At 60.9% G+C, this 13,164-nt stretch carries 14 protein-coding genes; 5 read left to right on the forward strand and 9 right to left on the reverse strand.

The window, feature by feature from the left end; all coding sequences use genetic code 11:
* Positions 1-136 precede the first annotated feature (136 nt).
* The gene (locus AQZ49_RS22715; protein WP_067613556.1) at positions 137-541 is read right to left on the reverse strand and encodes an amino acid permease; all 405 of its coding nucleotides are present in this window, start codon (positions 539-541) and stop codon (positions 137-139) included.
* 211 nt (positions 542-752) lie between these two features.
* Entirely contained in the window at positions 753-1,505 is a 753-nt protein-coding gene (locus AQZ49_RS04845) for an SDR family NAD(P)-dependent oxidoreductase (RefSeq protein WP_067614216.1), read from the reverse strand.
* Between the two features lie 112 nt (positions 1,506-1,617).
* Between AQZ49_RS04845 and AQZ49_RS04850 the strand changes: the two genes are divergently transcribed.
* Positions 1,618-2,229: a TetR/AcrR family transcriptional regulator gene (locus AQZ49_RS04850; RefSeq protein WP_197410924.1), complete on the forward strand. Its 612-nt coding sequence runs from the start codon at positions 1,618-1,620 to the stop codon at positions 2,227-2,229.
* A 239-nt stretch (positions 2,230-2,468) separates the two neighbouring features.
* On the opposite strand, the gene AQZ49_RS04855 is transcribed toward AQZ49_RS04850, so the two are convergent.
* Positions 2,469-3,200, reverse strand: coding sequence for a Coq4 family protein (locus AQZ49_RS04855; RefSeq protein WP_067613561.1), 732 nt, complete (start codon positions 3,198-3,200; stop codon positions 2,469-2,471).
* A 74-nt stretch (positions 3,201-3,274) separates the two neighbouring features.
* Between AQZ49_RS04855 and AQZ49_RS04860 the strand changes: the two genes are divergently transcribed.
* Both AQZ49_RS04860 and AQZ49_RS04865 read left to right on the forward strand, forming a co-directional pair.
* On the forward strand, positions 3,275-3,880 hold the full coding sequence (locus AQZ49_RS04860) for a TetR/AcrR family transcriptional regulator (RefSeq protein ID WP_067613563.1): 606 nt from the start codon (positions 3,275-3,277) through the stop codon (positions 3,878-3,880).
* Positions 3,881-4,139: 259 nt separating this feature from the next.
* Complete coding sequence (locus AQZ49_RS04865; protein WP_067613566.1) at positions 4,140-4,955, forward strand: SDR family NAD(P)-dependent oxidoreductase; 816 nt, start codon at positions 4,140-4,142, stop codon at positions 4,953-4,955.
* A gap of 251 nt (positions 4,956-5,206) precedes the next feature.
* Here AQZ49_RS04865 and AQZ49_RS04870 read toward each other — a convergent pair whose 3' ends face one another.
* The 6 genes from AQZ49_RS04870 to AQZ49_RS04895 are packed head-to-tail and all read right to left on the reverse strand — an operon-like array spanning position 5,207 to position 10,988.
* Positions 5,207-6,121, reverse strand: coding sequence for an SDR family NAD(P)-dependent oxidoreductase (locus tag AQZ49_RS04870; RefSeq protein WP_082701512.1), 915 nt, complete (start codon positions 6,119-6,121; stop codon positions 5,207-5,209).
* Between the two features lie 22 nt (positions 6,122-6,143).
* Positions 6,144-7,868 (reverse strand): N-acyl-D-amino-acid deacylase family protein, encoded by a 1,725-nt coding sequence (locus AQZ49_RS04875; RefSeq protein WP_067613570.1) that lies wholly within the window; start codon positions 7,866-7,868, stop codon positions 6,144-6,146.
* Positions 7,869-7,895: 27 nt separating this feature from the next.
* Positions 7,896-8,678, reverse strand: a complete 783-nt coding sequence (locus tag AQZ49_RS04880; RefSeq protein WP_067613573.1) for an HpcH/HpaI aldolase family protein — start codon at positions 8,676-8,678, stop codon at positions 7,896-7,898.
* Positions 8,679-8,698: 20 nt separating this feature from the next.
* A complete protein-coding gene (locus tag AQZ49_RS04885; protein ID WP_082701513.1) occupies positions 8,699-10,036 on the reverse strand; it encodes an amino acid deaminase in 1,338 nt (445 codons plus the stop codon).
* Positions 10,036-10,518: a RidA family protein gene (locus AQZ49_RS04890; RefSeq protein WP_067613575.1), complete on the reverse strand. Its 483-nt coding sequence runs from the start codon at positions 10,516-10,518 to the stop codon at positions 10,036-10,038. The genes AQZ49_RS04885 and AQZ49_RS04890 overlap by 1 nt, the downstream gene beginning before the upstream one ends.
* Positions 10,515-10,988 (reverse strand): VOC family protein, encoded by a 474-nt coding sequence (locus AQZ49_RS04895; RefSeq protein ID WP_067613577.1) that lies wholly within the window; start codon positions 10,986-10,988, stop codon positions 10,515-10,517. Before AQZ49_RS04895 ends, AQZ49_RS04890 begins: the two co-directional genes overlap by 4 nt.
* Before the next feature lie 346 nt (positions 10,989-11,334).
* On the opposite strand from AQZ49_RS04895, the gene AQZ49_RS04900 reads away from it, so the two are divergent.
* Both AQZ49_RS04900 and AQZ49_RS04905 read left to right on the forward strand, forming a co-directional pair.
* Positions 11,335-12,102 carry a class II aldolase/adducin family protein gene (locus AQZ49_RS04900; RefSeq protein WP_067613579.1) on the forward strand — a complete coding sequence of 256 codons (768 nt, stop codon included), beginning with the start codon at positions 11,335-11,337 and terminating at the stop codon, positions 12,100-12,102.
* Between the two features lie 215 nt (positions 12,103-12,317).
* Entirely contained in the window at positions 12,318-13,016 is a 699-nt protein-coding gene (locus tag AQZ49_RS04905) for a TetR/AcrR family transcriptional regulator (protein WP_082701514.1), read from the forward strand.
* The last annotated feature ends 148 nt before the right edge of the window (positions 13,017-13,164 follow it).

A 13,164-nucleotide genomic window follows, 5' to 3' on the forward strand; every position in this document is an offset into this window, starting at 1 on the left:
AGAGCGTGCCTTTGCCCAGCATGTCCGCGCCCACGCCCATCAGGGCCAGATTGACGAACGATAGCAGGATCAGGTTGAAACCCAGGTCGGTCTCCATCACGGCCACCGGCGCTCCAGAATGGTTCACCCGCCCGAGCTATTTGGGGAGCCGGCCATCGGTAGACGGTTGATAGAACGTATGCGAAGCCCCGGCCATCGACATGATGATTGCCAGCAGCAGCGCCAGAATCATCATCAGCACAATCACGTTGCCAACCACCAGCCCGGCATGGATCATCCCGGCCATTGCTTTGCACACACCCATGTTGTCGGCAATGTTGGGCGCCAGCATGCCGTTCAGCCCCAGCACACCCTGAAAACTGATCGGCACCAGCGTGAACACCACGACGCACAACAGCCATGCCGCGACAAACAGCCCGCCCATGAAGATCGAGATGCCCATCGCATCCCAATGCCCATTGACCGGGTGCCCGGCGGCATCGTGCGTCAGCAGCAGGATCGGCCAGATGACAACAGACCCGACGTTTACCAAATGCCGCAATGGGCCGGCGTCTGGAGGCCATGGATGGCAAAACCCACAAAGTGGGCTCCAACCGATAGCATAGCAGCGCACTCTGGCAGAAGCCGAACGGGGCGGTTGGGCGATATGCTTCTTCAAATAGAGGAATTGCGAGAGAGATCGCTCCCAGGCACCGAGTCTCCGATGCGCCGCCAGACCACACTTACGATAGGCGGACTCGACGGTCGATAGATTACCAGGGCAACGCGCCGTAGGTTGCATGGGTGAACGTGCCGCTCGTACCTTCAGTGATTATCGTGGCAAGACGAACAGCCTCCGCCGCCCCCTCTTCAACGGTATCCGTCCCGCCCGGATTCATCTTCGTTTTGGTGGAGCCGGGGGTCATTGCGTTCACCCTGATCCCGTCAGCCTCAAGCTCGATCGCCATCGCGACCGTCAAGGCATTCAAGGCGGTCTTGGATGCGGCGTATGTTACCTCGAAACCTAGTCGCACGGGAGAGTTTGGGTCCGACGCCATCGTAAGTGAACCGGAAGCGCTCGATACATTCACAATCCGAGAATTCGGTGTGCTCCTCAGGATCGGGACCATTGCCTGATACACAGCAAGCACGCCGAAGACGTTCGTGTTCCAGACGGCTCGCATCTCGTCGAGAGAGACGACGCTGGGACGACTTGCAGCAATAAATTCTTGCGCCGATTGCACGTTTTCGCTCGTCGTGGCGATCGCTGCGTTTTGAACCAGCACGTCCAGCCGACCAAACTCCGTGCGAATCCGGGCGGCCGCCGCTGCTATCGATGGCAGGTCCGTGACATCCAACTGAAGTGCGACAGCGTCAGGTCCCACCTCTTTCGCAGCAGCTTCACCACGTTCGAAATTCCGCGAGCCCAAAAGGACGGTGAAACCCTTTGCGGTCAGATCCTTGACTATCTGGAGGCCGATACCCTGGCTTGCGCCGGTGACCAGCGCTACGGGCCTGTCATGCATGCTATTCTCCTGGAGTGATATTGTCAGCGCCGTCGCATACCGGTAGCAGAGGAGATGCGGAGCAACGCTCCGATTTAATACGGAGCACTGCTCCATTTAACAAGAGGTATTTGTGTCGACCACCGCATTGAATGATGTGCAAACCGAGACAGCCGCCGAGGCGCGCGGCAAGCGCCGCCTGCGCTCCGATGCGCAGCGGAGCACCGCCGCGTTGATCGCGGCCGCGCGCGAGCTGTTTGCCACGACCGGAGTCGATGCCACGACGCGCGAGATAGCTGAGCGAGCAGGCGTGGGTATGGGAACTCTGTTCCGCCGATTTCCCCGGCGCGCGGATCTCATCGAGGCCGTGTTCCATGGCGAGATGGACGCCTGCGCCCAAGCAGCGACAACCCTTTCTGCCGAGCAGCCGCCTTTTGAAGCATTTGCACGGTGGATACAGGCCTATGCTGAATTTATCGGCACGAAACGAGGTCTGGCCAAGGCGCTCAGCTCGGGCGATCCGGTCTTTACCGGCTTGTTCCTGCGATTTGATCGCAGCCTTCGTCCGGTGGCTTGCAGCCTTTACGAAGCTGCTGATCGTGCGGGAGAGATACAGCCTGGCATGGACCCGGCGGAAATACTTTGCGCGGTCACCACGCTGTGCATGTCGACATACGACGGCAATCCGAACCACGCACGGCACATGGTTGGCCTCCTCGTCGAAGGCCTGCGACTGCAGCCCTGATGCGACCGGTTGAGCTGGTACCGGTTTGACCGACACCGGGATACGGTGTTTTGACTGTGGATCGGCACCGAAGCGCGCGCCCGCCTCTCTGCGGCACACCTATCTGAAACGGGTCCACAAGGAGGGAGATCAGCGGGGCCCCAATCGGTGCCGAACGCAATCTCGGCACATTATTTTCGCCACAATTACAGTGCTTTGCACGAAATCCGCCAGAGTTCTGCCTGGGCGCCGATCCACACTCAAACGTTCGCCGGCAACACCTTTTTGGCCTCAAGATAGTGGCGCGGTTCCGGTATGTTTAGCCGCCTGCGCGCATCGACGAGCGGTTCAGCCAAGAGTTCGAGATAATCCTCGCCCGAAAGCCATTTGGCTTCCTTTCCGTTCCGATATCCTTCCCAGACCGCCCTGCACCAGGCCTTTCGATAGGGGTACTGAAGCGAATCCAGTGCCGAGCCGGCTGCAATGACAGCCCAACCCAGCCCTTTCGTCTGCGCATAAGAGAAGGCAACCAAACAGGCCTCGCCGAGATCGTCGGTCTTATAGCCGGTCAGGATGTGCCATATATCATGAATGTCGCGCTCGCGTCGCCCAAACCAGGCGTACGGGTGCTGGAGTTCGGGCACGACGGCCTCGAGGTTGCTGATGTCTGCCAGACCCTTGGCGGAATATCCGCTCTGCTCGACGAATTCCCTATAGGCAGCCCCCACCGTCCCGGAGGCGAACGCGCGAAGCAGGGATGGATCGCCAAAGCTGCCCGAAAGTTCGACACGCCCATAGGCGATCCGGCCGCCCTCGCGGGTTTCGATCAAGCGCATGTAGTTGCGCCGGCTATTGCCGGCGTTCAACGCGCGCATGATGCGAAAAACCTGCACGGTATCGCTGCCGTCTCGAAGAAGGTTCTTCAAAGCGCGCCAGGCAGCGGGCCAGTCACGGCGATTGTCGAGCTCGGGTATGGCTTGGATCGAGGTCATGATTGCGCGCCCAGAAAGTGACATTGCGTGATGTCACATTTGCACTGAGGGTGACTGCGTGTCAAGGAAGCCGCATGGAAAAAGCCGCACGTCGTTCCTATCGGGGAGTCAGTTTCGAGGATCGCCTGCTGGATCGGCGTGAACGCCTTATTGATGCAGGGATCGCGATCTATGCCCGCAAGGGTACCGAGCGGGCGTCCGTTGCCGCGATATGCCGAGAGGCAAAGCTCACGGGACGGCACTTTTACGAAATATTCGGGGATCGTGACGCCTTTTTTGCCGAGGCATTCCGATCAGTCACAGACAGTCTGCTGGAATTGGTCAAGGCAGCTATTGATCCGGCATCCCCGGTCGTGTCGGCGCTCGGCGGATTTTTCAACGCGCTGCTTGATCATCCCGACGAAGCGCGTGTCTTTCTGCTCGAACTGCACAATAACGACCCCCTTGTACTTGCAATCGGCAAGGACTTTTCGGCAAGACTCACAGAACTCATTGCGCCCGAGGTCACACAGGAACTCATGAAGGTGGGTGCCGAGGGCGCGATCATGCAGATCGCGCGGCGCTGGGTTTCCGGCGGCTATACCGAGTCTGTCGGCGACGTCGCCAACATGGCGGCCCGGTTTTCATTCGTTGGCCAGGATCGCCGCCCGACCTCGCGCCATCCTGCGAAAGCAATATAGCTTCGACTATATATTAATATTATCAGAGACTATCACTGTTGCCTGCCCTTGAGTTCGGAGCAGGCTTCACTCTCGCTATCGCCAATCATACGTCACCGGAATCGTCCGAAAAATAATATAGCTATTGCTATATAATCTCGGCAAAGGCATAGCAATGGCGCAGGCGAGACACCGGCACGCATCCTGCCGCGAAAATTGGGTGCACGGGAGACAAGCGGCTCTCATCCCTGCGGTGAACGGACATACGGGGAAGTACCAGATGGCGAAGACGAAGAAGAAGACTTTGCTGATTACCGGTGGCGCAAGCGGGATCGGCGCGGCGATGGCCGCTCTCGCGGTGGAACACGGGCACAAAGTGCTGATCGCTGACATCGACGAAAAAGGGGCGGCGGCCCAGGCCGCGGCACTCGGCCAATCCGCTGCGTCGATCGCATTGGACATCACCTCTTCGACCCAATGGGAACGTGCACTCGATGCCTGCTGGCAGCGGTTCGGAGGTCTCGATGTCCTGATCAACAATGCGGCGATCGTCCATACCGGATACGCCCGCAATGTCTCCGTCGAGGCCCATCAGCAGACCTTCGACGTCAATGCAATGGGACCGATCCGCGGCATGATGGCGACTTTGCCGCGGTTTCTCGCGCAGGGCTCCGGCCATTTCGTGACCGTGTGCAGCATGACGGCCTTTCTGCCGTTTGCCGGATTGGCAAGCTATGCCGCCGCGAAACACGCGCTGCGCGCCTTTCATCACGCACTCTGCATCGAGCAGCGAACCTCACCGATCGACTTCAGCATCATTCATCCGACATCGACCGAAACCCCGATGCTGGTGAAGGAAGCCGAAAGCGACGAGGTGCCGATGGCCTTTCTGTCGTCGTCCGTCACGGCCGAGTTCGTCGCAGAGGTCGTTTTGAAGGCCATGACGAAGAAGACGCTGGAGGTGTTCATGCCGCCCGAGCGCGCCAGGAGCATTCGGCTTCTGGGAACCGACCCCAAGGCGCTGCTCAAGCTCGCCGATGATGCCGAGCGCGCCGGCCAACGGAATTTGCTGGCGCGGCGTGCGGCGCATACCTGAAGCACGCTGGCTTCGAGGAGCGGCTTTCCGGCCGGACAATGACCGGGCTCACCGTTGAATCTCGCCGATAAACCGGCCCGTGCCTGGGCCGACGTTGGGATGGTTGGATGCGGGGTGGCATTGGGCTTGGTTGATTTGACAAGGAATGGTGGCCATTGTCACCGGCTCTTCGCGCGGTATCGGCCGTGCCATTTCCGAAGCCGTCGCAGCCGTGGGCGCAGCCGGGCGCTTCGAAGTGGTGTGCGGTGAGCTCAGCGCGCAGGGTTGGAAACCGGGATACTGGCGCCATTGATAGCGCTCGACAATGGATCGAGCAGGAAACAGACCACATTTGCGATAGCCCCGGGACTGGTCCAGTTGGCCGGGTCAGTATCGGGCATATCCAGCCGGTTTTGCGGAGTGTCGATGATCGCCGGCAGAACCAGATTGGCGCGGATCCCGCGCGTTCTGTTTTCCGCGCAAGTCGCCTCGATCAGCTTCGCCAGGGCCGACTTCGACGCAGCGTAAGCGGACATTCCTTTGCCCGCATACTGCGCCGCCAATGCCCCGACAGCGACGATCGTTGCGCCGTTTTTCAATCGGGGCAGGCACGATCGGATCGTCACGACCGCGCTCATCAGGTTGATTGTCAGCATTTCGGACCATTGCTCGGGCGAAGCATCGTCGAGCGTTGCGAAGGCAAAGGCGCCCACACAATGCGCGACGGCGTCGATGTCGCCAAGCTGCTCAACCGCTTGCTCTATCGCCCTGTCGCAGGCGCCCGGCTCCGCCAAGTTCGGGCATATGATCCAGTTGCCCGAGTTCGCTCCCGCCGGATCTTCGACCCGATCGATCCCCACGACCGCGTGACCAAGCTCGACCGCTCTGGCTGCGACTGCCCGGCCAAGCGCACCGGCTGCACCCGTCACGATGATCTTCATGCAAACTGACCTTTCATCAACGGTTCTCAATGACATACCGTCACAATCTCGAACCTGTTCGGGGGCGCCGATTATGGCTTTGGTTTCCGGGAAATCGGCGATGCCGTTTTTGCCGCCTTCTTGTCCGTTGCCCGACTTTTTACGGCCCCCGACCGGTGTGCCGAGACCGCCCGGGATATGCGCGCGCGCGCTTGCTACAATGCTCCAGGTTCCGCCCCCTTCTTCTCGCCAGGTCGAGAAAAACATTGTGGCCGCGCATCGGCCGGGATCAGGCTTGCGGTCGCGCACCCCGGATCAGGCGGCCCGGCAACGCGCCGGTGTGCACGCCGTTGCGGTAGGTCATCTGGCCATTCACGAACGTTGCCAGATACCCGTCTGCGTTCTGTCGCAGGCGGCGGCCACCACCCGGCAAATCATAGGCAACTGTTGGCGCATAAAGCCGCAAGCGCGCCAGATCGATGACGTTGAGGTCTGCCCTGCCCCCCACCCTCAACGTCCCGCGATCCCGGAGCCCGACGCTCCAGGCCGGCTCGAGGCTAAGCGCACGGATCGCAGCCGGCAGCGCCACCGCCTGGTCTGGCCGGGCGTCACGAACCCAGGATTGAAGATAGGAGGTCGGGAAACTGCCGTCGCAGATGAGCCCATAATGGGCTCCTCCATCGCCCAGCCCCAGGACGGTGTTCGGATGGGCTGCCATTGCCCGGGCGGCATCGAGATTTCCGTCGCGATAATTCGCGCCGGGCACGAAATAGATCGCCTTGCCATCGTCGGCCAGCAGCAGGTCCAGTGCATGCTCAGCCAGCGTCTGGCCGCGTTTCTTCGCCTCCTGAGAAACCCGATAACGCATATCGGGTTCGTAATTCGGCGGATCGGTCATCGGAAGGGCCCTTGCGAAGCCCTTGACGATGGCGAGCGCGAATTCATTGGCGCTGACCGGCTCTTCGACCAGAAGCCTGGCGCGAACTTCGGGGTCTCGCAGGGCGATGACCTTCTCCGCCAGGCTCAGGTCCGCAAGCGCGCGATAGCTGGGATGAAGCGAGAAATAGTGAAACGACAAGTCGAGGCCGTAGAGAAAACCGACTGGCCTCGGAAAGACCTGGGCCCGCATCTCGAGCCCGTCCTCATTCGCCGCTGAAAGCAGCGAAAGCGTGTGCGACCAGGCATCTTCGTCACCACTGTGCGACTGAAGCAGCGAAAAGGCGAGCGGACGGCCCGATGCAACCGCGATGCGACGCATCAACGCGAATTCATGCTGGGCGTCACCGGTGACGCTGGGGATCATCTGAAAGACGCCGTCCCCGGCATCGCGCAGCCCACCAGCAAGCGCCAGCAGTTCCGCTTCCTCCGAGAAGACGCTTGGCGCCAGCTCGCCCGCCCTGGTCCGGTGCAGCAAATTCCGGGATGTCGATACGCCGATAGCACCGGATCGCACGGCCTCGGTCGTCAACGCCCGCATCTGCGCCAGATCGGCCTCAGTCGGCGCTTCCTGCCGGGCGCCGCGAGGCCCCATCACAAACACTCGCAATGCAGAATGCGGAAGCTGCGCCGCAAAATCGACGTCCATGTGGCGTTGTTCGAGGGCGTCGAGATACTCCGGAAATGTCTCCCAGTTCCACGGAAGACCGGCTGCCATGACGACCTCCGGCACATCTTCCACACCCTCCATGAGTTCGATGAGCATGTCGTGCTGGTCGCGATGGCAAGGCGCGAAACCAACCCCGCAATTTCCCATCACCACAGTGGTGACGCCGTGGTTGGAGGAAGGGGCAAGCGTTGTCTCCCAGGTCACCTGGCCGTCATAATGGGTGTGGACATCGATGAAGCCAGGCGTGACGATCGCGCCTGCGGCGTCGATTTCGTGCGCGCCGGTCCCGCTGACCGATCCGATCGCCGCGATCACGCCGCCGCGGATCGCCACATCGCCAATCCGGCCGGGGGTGCCCAATCCGTCATGGATCTCGCCACCACGGATCACGAAATCATAGCGTTCCATGATCGTGCTCCTGCGCGAATGTCCTGGTCATGCCCCCGCCGTTTCGTTGGTCAGCTCACGGCCCGCCTTGACGGCCTGGTGTGCGGCAAAGCCCATCAGATTGACGTCGGTGGCTATCGTCAGGATTTGAAAGCCCATCCTGCCCATGCGTGCGGCATAGGCAGGCGCGTTGTTCTGAATCCCCGCGATCAGGCCGCGCTTGCGCGTGGCGGCAATGATCCGCTCATAGATTTCGAGGATCTGGGGTTCCTCCCGGTCGAGGATTGGCGGTAGCCCCATGCACAGGCCCAGATCACTGGGGCCGACATAGGCGCCGCTGATGCCCGGCGTATCCAGGATCGCCTCAAGGTTTTCGACTGCCTCGGGCGTCTCGATCTGCGGAAGGACCAGAATGTTTGCGTTGGCGATCGTCTGATAGGGACTGGCCGTCCCGTAGAAGCCGGCGCGAATGGGACCGTTCGAGCGCGCGCCCTGCGGCGCGTAGAGGCATGCATCGGCCAGCGCCTTCGCATCCGCTGCCGTATTCACCATCGGGCAGACGATACCCCATGCCCCGGCGTCGAGCACTTTGCCGATGATGCCGGGCTCGTTCCACGGCACGCGTGCGAGCGGCGTGACGGGACGCCCGTGGAGAGCCTGCAACGCAGCCACAGCCGAGCGATAGTCGTGAAGCCCGTGCTGGAGGTCGATCGTCAGGCTATCCCAGCCTGTCTGCGCCATGACTTCGGCGACGAAGGCATCCGGAATCGTGAGCCATCCGTTCAGACAGACGTCTCCGTTCTTGAGCTTTTGAAGAAGTGGGTTGGACATTATCGCCTCCGATCAAATAATTAGAAGTAAGTGCGCAGCGATCCGGTCACGTCGTAGTGCTCGTTCACCATGTGGATGACGCGCCATTTGTCGAATGTCAGACATGGGTGCGAAATGCCGAAGCCAACCATGTCGCCGACGGCGAGGGGCGACCCATCGGGCACGATCACGTAACAGTGCTGATCGTCGAGATGATCGACCCTGTGTCCATCGCCGAGCGACGCTGGAGCGCTATCGCCTTGCGCGGGACGATACCAATATCGCGGCACCGGGGGCTGGTCGTAGGAGATGTCCCTCTTTCCCACCGCCACGATCGCAAGGTTCGGCTCCGGCCTCGATTGGACGTAACCCCAGATTTCCAGCGCGGGTCTTGGCGCGCCACGATCGAACAGATGGGGAGCGCGCTCTTGCAGGAACTTGAACGCGTAAGCGTACATGCCCGCGTCGTGGGTGATGTAGCAGCCACTGCGCAGCAGCACGGTGGTCGGTTTCGACAGATCGGCTGCCTTGAGCCGTTCAGCCACGAGGTCGAAGAAGGCCGACCCGCCTGCGCTGAGCAGTACCGAGCCTTCACCAAACAGATCTTCGTCGTCGCAACACCGCGCCACAGCGACGACCTCATCCAGAAACTGCCTGATCTTGTCGAGCGTCGCCGCCAGGCTTTCGCCGCGGATCAGGCCCTCGAAACCCTCCACGCCGACGAGATCGAGATGGGGGGAACGCGCGATCCTGCGCGCCACGGCCACCGTTTCGGCGACTGTGCGGCATCCCGTCCGGCCGCCCACGAAGCCTTTTTCGACGAGCACCTGCAGCCGCCGGGTCGTCCCGGCTTGCGCAGCAATCGCCTCGATCTGCTCGATGAGCGCGATGGAGTCGATCAGGCAGAACAGCTCTAGCTTCGGGTTGTTTTCGATCGCATCGAACAGATAGCGGATCGCCGAGCGGCCGATGACCTGGTTGGCTATGAAAATTCGGTCGTAGCCAAGCGTGATCGCCGTCGCGACCTGATGCGGTGTCGACAGCGTAATGCCCCAGGCACCATCCATAAGCTGCCGATCAAAGAGCGCAGGCGCCATCGTCGTCTTGCCGTGGGGTGCGAGAGCCACGCCCTGATCCTCCACGAAAGCGCGCATCCATTGGATATTGATGTCGAGCGCATCCTCCCGGATGACTGCCGCAGGCAAAGGCAAGTCGCCGCGCAGGACGTTCCAACCCTGCGCGGCGACATCCGCCAGGGGAACAGGCGAGATCCCTTGCGGCACCCCCTTGTCGAAAGGACCGAGCGAAGCCGCATGATCCCTACCGGCCGCCAGGCCGCTGCCAAAACCATCTACCGCCGCTCGCTGCGAAGACGACATCAGGCGCTCTCCTCGACGACCAGGATCGCCTCGATCTCGACGCTGATATTGCCCGGCAGCGATCCGACCCCGACGGCGGACCGCGCATGCTTGCCGATGTCGGGCCCGAAGACCTCCACGAACAGATCGGAGCAACCGTTGATGACCGCCGGATGGGCCGCGAAGTCTGGCGTCGCGTTGACCATTCCGAGCAGCTTGACCACGCGAACAACCCGGGAGAGCGACCCCAATTCGTGATGGAGCACGCTCAGGAGATTCAGGCCCACGATCCGGGCATGGTCATAGCCTTCCTCGGCCGTGTAATCGCGCCCTACTTTGCCCAGCCTATAGCCGTGGATCGGGCTGACCGGCCCCTGTCCGGACAGGAATACAAGCTTGTCGACCTGGACGAGCCCGACGAAATTGGCGACGGGCGCCAGCGGGGGCGACAGCGTCAGTCCCAGCGCCAACAGGCGGTCATACGGGTCAGGCTTGTCCGTCATGGTGCGTCTCCGGGATTTCGCGTCTCGCCGGCGACGAGAAGTTGACCGAGTGCGATCGCGCCGTGCGGAAATTCTATCAGTTCGATCGCGTTGCCGTCGGGGTCGCGAACCGTGAAGAAGGTCGCCCCCGACATCTCCGACAGGGCGCCAGGTTCGCCCAGCCCTGCGTCTTGAAAGCGGCGCAAGCACGCTTTCGCGTCCTCGACACCAAACGACAGGCACAAGCCCGGGCGCGCCGTTTCCACCCCTCCACAGCACCCGGCGACAGCCGCAATCTCGAAGGCGAAATCGCCAATCAGCCCCTTGATCGACGCCTGGGTCGGACTGGATCGATCATCGACGACAATGCGCAAGCCAAGGGCGCGCTGATAGAAGGCAATGGATTTGTCGAGGTCGGCAACCTCTATGGCGACATGGCTCACCGTCCTGACGACCGCCAGCGGGGAGCCTGTAAATTGATCGGCGGCCATGCCTAGCACCCGCCCAAGCGCGCCGGAGACGCCTTCGAAAAGCAGGAGCCCAAGGCACCGCCATTACGCCGCCTCTGCGAGGCGGGAGGTATGTTCGTCAATCCGGGATGCACCACACCTCTCCATCTGTCTGGACATTTAATATAGTTATTACTATATAATGTCAACAGCGATTGTGCAGTGGCGACGGCTGTGCAGAAGCGTCATGCCGCGTCGCGACGAAACGGCGGGATCACAACACTCATAGTATAAGCTATTTAATGCGGGGGCCGTGTGCTAGAGCATTGCCAACCTCGCCCCGCGCCAGGGCGACCATCCCGCACCCCCAACGAAAGGACACCTCACAATGGTTTCGGCATCGCCAGTCTCCGCATTCCCCGACAACGCGGCAGAGTGGGACATCCGCGTCGAGCTCGCAGCGCTCTACCGGCTGGTCGCACTCTACGGGTGGGACGATGCGATCTTTACGCACATCTCGGCACGCATCCCCGGCCCGGAGCATCACTTCCTGATCAATCCATACGGCCAGTTCTTCGAGGAGATCACAGCCTCATCGCTCGTCAAAGTCGGGATGGACGGCAAGGTCATCGGCGAGTCGCCGTATCAGGTCAATCCCGCCGGGTTCACAATCCATTCGGCAATCCATATGGCGCGGTCGGACGCGCGCTTCGTGATCCACCTGCACGCCAACGCCGGCGTCGCCGTGGCCGCGCAAGTCGAGGGACTGCTGCCACTGACCCAACATGCGCTCATCGTCATGCCGCATCTTGCCTATCACGACTATGAAGGCATCGCGCTGAACCACGACGAACGCGAGCGGATCGTGTCCGACCTTGGCAGTCGCAACCTGATGATCCTGCGAAACCACGGGACGCTGGCAGTGGGGGAAACCGCCGCGCAAGCATGGCTCAATATCTATTACCTGGAAAAGGCGTGCCAACAACAAGTCGCTGCCCTGAGCGCCGGAACCTCGGGCATATTGCTCGCCCCGGACAGCGCACAGGAAGAAGTTCGGCGGCAGGTTTCGGGAGCAGGCCGCGGAAGCGTTTCCGCCCTCGTCTGGCCAGGTCTTCGTCGACAGCTCGACCGCCATCTTCCGGGGTACGACTGCTAGTCCGTAAACTCATAGACCGCACCATCGAGATACGGAAAGCTAGGTTGCATGTCGTGCGCGCATCGATTGCTGCATGGCTGTCAGGCAGCCCGGCTTGCAGGAATCGATAGCCATCCGCCATAATTTGATCGCTCGACGGTGGCGCATCGAACGCGCTATAGCGCTTAGGAAATGCTATTGCGCGCGGTCGCTCCGCACATGACGAGATAACGATAATGAACCAGCCTGCCGAACAGAAATCCACGGCCCGCAAACGCACGGTCGCGCGATCGTCGGGGAAATCCGCTTCGCCGGCGATTGCTTCCCCCAAGGCACGCCGCGAGCCTCCACAAAGCGCCAAAGCCATCGCAACTTATGAAAAACTTATAACAGCCGCTGGTGAGCTGCTCGGCGAAGTCGGGTTCGAAAAACTCACGACCAACGGAATTTGTGCGCGCGCCAATCTGACGCCGCCGGCGCTCTATCGATATTTCGATGACAAGTACGAAATTCTCGAAGAACTCGCTCGCCGTTTGCTCAAGCGCCAATATGACGCATATGCGGTGTGGCTGTTCGACGGTGGGGCATGGGCAAGCCTCGACTCTCAGGTCGACAAGCTCGAGGAATGGTTCAGGACTGCGGCATCCATCGTCGCCAGCGAACCGGGCGGGGTGTGGACGATGAGGGCACTGCGCGCCTTGCCGAACCTGGCGCATGTTCGCATCGAGTCGCAGAGAATGTTCACGGACCAGATGTTCGAATTCTACAAACGCGCTCTGCCCGACCTACCAGAGAATACGTTGTGGTATCGCCTTCGCATCAGAGCGGAATTCGGATTTGTTGTCGACGAATTGGCGATCGAAGAGAACGAAATTCCACACTCCATCCTGTTCAGAGAAGCAGCCAGACTAATTGCAAGGTCATTATATGATTGATGCTGATAGATATCTATATCAGCCTTCTATCCCCAGTCATGTTCTGTCTGGTGGATCTGCCTCAAATGCAGGACATGTCGCACGGCTTTGAGAACGCGAGACAGGCCCCGAGTCTACACGATGCTCTGATGGTCCAAAAAGATTCTGA

Origin of the sequence: Novosphingobium sp. FSW06-99, assembly GCF_001519065.1 — a bacterium.
Lineage (GTDB): Bacteria > Pseudomonadota > Alphaproteobacteria > Sphingomonadales > Sphingomonadaceae > Novosphingobium.

Coding starts and splice junctions, on each gene's coding strand:
- AQZ49_RS04880 (WP_067613573.1), bottom strand. CDS start 8,678: ATGTCCAACCCACTTCTTCAAAAGCTCAAGAACGGAGACGTCTGTCTG.
- AQZ49_RS04905 (WP_082701514.1), top strand. CDS start 12,318: ATGAACCAGCCTGCCGAACAGAAATCCACGGCCCGCAAACGCACGGTC.
- AQZ49_RS04890 (WP_067613575.1), bottom strand. CDS start 10,518: ATGACGGACAAGCCTGACCCGTATGACCGCCTGTTGGCGCTGGGACTG.
- AQZ49_RS04860 (WP_067613563.1), top strand. CDS start 3,275: ATGGAAAAAGCCGCACGTCGTTCCTATCGGGGAGTCAGTTTCGAGGAT.
- AQZ49_RS04865 (WP_067613566.1), top strand. CDS start 4,140: ATGGCGAAGACGAAGAAGAAGACTTTGCTGATTACCGGTGGCGCAAGC.
- AQZ49_RS04900 (WP_067613579.1), top strand. CDS start 11,335: ATGGTTTCGGCATCGCCAGTCTCCGCATTCCCCGACAACGCGGCAGAG.
- AQZ49_RS04885 (WP_082701513.1), bottom strand. CDS start 10,036: ATGTCGTCTTCGCAGCGAGCGGCGGTAGATGGTTTTGGCAGCGGCCTG.
- AQZ49_RS04895 (WP_067613577.1), bottom strand. CDS start 10,988: ATGGCCGCCGATCAATTTACAGGCTCCCCGCTGGCGGTCGTCAGGACG.
- AQZ49_RS04875 (WP_067613570.1), bottom strand. CDS start 7,868: ATGGAACGCTATGATTTCGTGATCCGTGGTGGCGAGATCCATGACGGA.
- AQZ49_RS04870 (WP_082701512.1), bottom strand. CDS start 6,121: ATGTTTTTCTCGACCTGGCGAGAAGAAGGGGGCGGAACCTGGAGCATT.
- AQZ49_RS04845 (WP_067614216.1), bottom strand. CDS start 1,505: ATGCATGACAGGCCCGTAGCGCTGGTCACCGGCGCAAGCCAGGGTATC.
- AQZ49_RS04855 (WP_067613561.1), bottom strand. CDS start 3,200: ATGACCTCGATCCAAGCCATACCCGAGCTCGACAATCGCCGTGACTGG.